The sequence below is a fragment of the Pseudomonas sp. GX19020 genome (assembly GCF_023371075.1).
Classification (GTDB): domain Bacteria; phylum Pseudomonadota; class Alphaproteobacteria; order Rhodobacterales; family Rhodobacteraceae; genus Pseudogemmobacter.
In genome coordinates this window covers 2,501-5,742 of the sequence record NZ_JAMCCR010000033.1, presented here as the reverse complement: position 1 = coordinate 5,742, position 3,242 = coordinate 2,501, and the positions used below count along the sequence as shown (strand labels likewise).

At 53.6% G+C, this 3,242-nt stretch carries 1 tRNA gene and 2 rRNA genes; all 3 read right to left on the bottom strand.

Features of this window, described 5'->3' with window-relative positions:
- Positions 1 to 77: transfer RNA gene (locus M3484_RS23420), tRNA-Met, on the bottom strand.
- Positions 78 to 157: 80 nt separating this feature from the next.
- Positions 158 to 272 (bottom strand): 5S ribosomal RNA (rrf, locus tag M3484_RS23415).
- 125 nt (positions 273 to 397) lie between these two features.
- A 23S ribosomal RNA gene (locus M3484_RS23410) occupies positions 398 to 3,234 on the bottom strand.
- Positions 3,235 to 3,242: the final 8 nt, after the last annotated feature.

Sequence of the window (3,242 nt, the reverse complement as noted above, 5' to 3'; positions counted from 1 at the left end):
TGGTTGCGGGGACAGGATTTGAACCTGTGACCTTCAGGTTATGAGCCTGACGAGCTACCTGGCTGCTCCACCCCGCGTCCGTTGCCTTTTTGGCGCCCCATCCGGGTTATTTGGAGGGGATTTTTTCATCGTATTGGAGAGAGAAGTCTCTGATCAGGTTTGGCGGTTACCTACTCTCCCACGTCTTGAGACGCAGTACCATTGGCGTAGAGGCCCTTAACGGCCGAGTTCGGGATGGGATCGGGTGTTTAGCCACCACTATGACCACCAAACCGGAACAGAGACTTGCCAGTATTGACTGGCGAACATCGATGTATTGTTCAGGTCTGTGCGACTTTGGTGCTTGTATATGGCTGTCTGTCGGTGAGCTAAGGTTTTTGCCTTGCTTTTACCGGATCAAATCAAGCCAATCGGGCAATTAGTACCAGTCAGCTGAATGCGTTACCGCACTTACACCTCTGGCCTATCGACGTGGTGGTCTACCACGGCCCTCAAGGGAGGCCTAGTTTTGAAGGGGGCTTCACGCTTAGATGCCTTCAGCGTTTATCCTGTCCGAACATAGCTACCCTGCACTACCGTTGGCACGATAACAGGTCCACCAGTGGTTCGTTCAACCCGGTCCTCTCGTACTAGGGTCAACTCTTCTCAAGCCTCCTGCACCCACGGCAGATAGGGACCGAACTGTCTCACGACGTTCTAAACCCAGCTCACGTACCTCTTTAAACGGCGAACAGCCGTACCCTTGGGACCTGCTCCGGCCCCAGGATGAGATGAGCCGACATCGAGGTGCCAAACGATGCCGTCGATATGGACTCTTGGGCATCATCAGCCTGTTATCCCCAGAGTACCTTTTATCCGTTGAGCGATGGCCCTCCCACTTGGGACCACCGGATCACTATGGCCGACTTTCGTCTCTGCTCGACTTGTCAGTCTCGCAGTCAGGCTGGCTTCTGCCATTGCACTCAACGACCGATTTCCGACCGGTCTGAGCCAACCTTCGCGCGCCTCCGTTACGATTTGGGAGGCGACCGCCCCAGTCAAACTCCCCACCATGCAGGGTCCCGGACCCGGATAACGGGCCGCGGTTAGACATCAAGAAGGCGAAGGGTGGTATCTCAAGGATGGCTCCACTCAGACTGGCGTCCAAGTTTCAATGCCTACCACCTATCCTGCACATCACATTCCTGATGCCAATGCAAAGCTAGAGTAAAGGTTCATGGGGTCTTTCCGTCTAACCGCGGGTAGTGTGCATCTTGACACACAGTTCAATTTCGCTGAGTCCACGTTTGAGACAGCGGGGAGATCGTTACGCCATTCGTGCAGGTCGGAACTTACCCGACAAGGAATTTCGCTACCTTAGGACCGTTATAGTTACGGCCGCCGTTTACCGGGGCTTCAATTCAGAGCTTGCACCCCTCCTTTTAACCTTCCGGCACCGGGCAGGCGTCAGACCCTATACGTCGTCTTACGACTTCGCAGAGCCCTGTGTTTTAAGTAAACAGTCGCCACCCCCTGGATTGTGCCCCCCGCCCATACTTGCGTACAGACGGGGCTCCCTTCTCGCGAACTTACGGGAGCATTTTGCCGAGTTCCTTAAACGTGGTTCTCTCAAGCGCCTTGGTATACTCTACCTGTCCACCTGTGTCGGTTTAGGGTACGGTCTGATGGAGGGCTATTTCCAGGAACCTCTGAACGGCCTTCCCAATCCGATAAGGGAAGACAATCTTCGAGATCCGTCACATCCTCCTGGCCACGGAATATTAACCGTGTTCCCATCGACTACGCCTTTCGGCCTCGCCTTAGGGGCCGGCTTACCCTGCTCAGATTAGCTTTAAGCAGGAACCCTTGGACTTTCGGCGAGAGGGTCTCTCACCCTCTTTGTCGCTACTCATGTCAACATTCTCACTTCTGATCTCTCCACCGGATGCCTTACAGCCCGGCTTCACAGAAAGAACAGTGTCTCTGCGTTGGTCCCTTAAGGATCAACAAGAGACAGCGTTCTATATCACAGAACGCTCCGCTACCACGCACATCGCTGTGCATCCCGAGCTTCGGCTCATGGCTTGAGCCCCGATACATCTTCGCCGCAAGACAGCTTATCTAGACCAGTGAGCTGTTACGCTATCTTTAAAGGATGGCTGCTTCTAAGCCAACCTCCTGGTTGTTTTGGCCGTCTCACATGCTTTCCCACTTAGCCATGAATTAGGGGCCTTAGCTGCAGGTCAGGGTTGTTTCCCTCTTCACGACGGACGTTAGCACCCGCCGTGTGTCTCCCGGATATTACTCATCGGTATTCGGAGTTTGGTTAGGCTCAGTAAGTCTGTGGGACCCCATTGCCCATCCAGTGCTCTACCCCCGATGGTATTCGTCCGAGGCGCTACCTAAATAGCTTTCGCGGAGAACCAGCTATCTCCAGGTTTGATTAGCCTTTCACCCCTAGCCACAAGTCATCCAGACCCTTTTCAACGGGTGTTGGTTCGGACCTCCAGTAAGTGTTACCTTACCTTCATCCTGCTCATGGCTAGATCACCTGGTTTCGGGTCTGATCCAACGAACTCTGTCGCCCATTTAAGACTCGCTTTCGCTGCGCCTACACCTATCGGCTTAAGCTCGCTCGTTAGACCAAGTCGTTGACCCATTATACAAAAGGTACGCCGTCACCTCTCAAGGAGGCTCCGACTGCTTGTAGGCGTCCGGTTTCAGGTACTGTTTCACTCCCCTCGTCGGGGTGCTTTTCACCTTTCCCTCACGGTACTGGTTCGCTATCGGTCAGTAAGGAGTACTTAGCCTTCGGAGGTGGTCCTCCGATCTTCAGACAGGATTTCACGTGTCCCGCCCTACTTAATATGTGCAATGGTGCTTCCAATACGGGACTGTCACCCACTATGGTTGGCCTTTCCAGACCATTCTTGTCACACTTCATGCATCGGCTGATCCGCGTTCGCTCGCCACTACTAACGGAGTCTCTGTTGATGTCCTTTCCTCCGGGTACTTAGATGTTTCAGTTCCCCGGGTTCGCTCTAAAAACCCTATGTATTCAGGTAATTAGTACCTGTTTCAGCCCATTGTAAGCTATCAGAGATAATTACAACAAACTGTCAGGTGGGTTTCCCCATTCGGATATCCATGGATCAAAGCCTGTTCCCGGCTCCCCATGGCTTAACGCAGGGTACCACGTCCTTCATCGCCTCTTACTGCCTAGGCATCCACCAAACGCCCTTCTCGCGCTTGATCTGATCCGG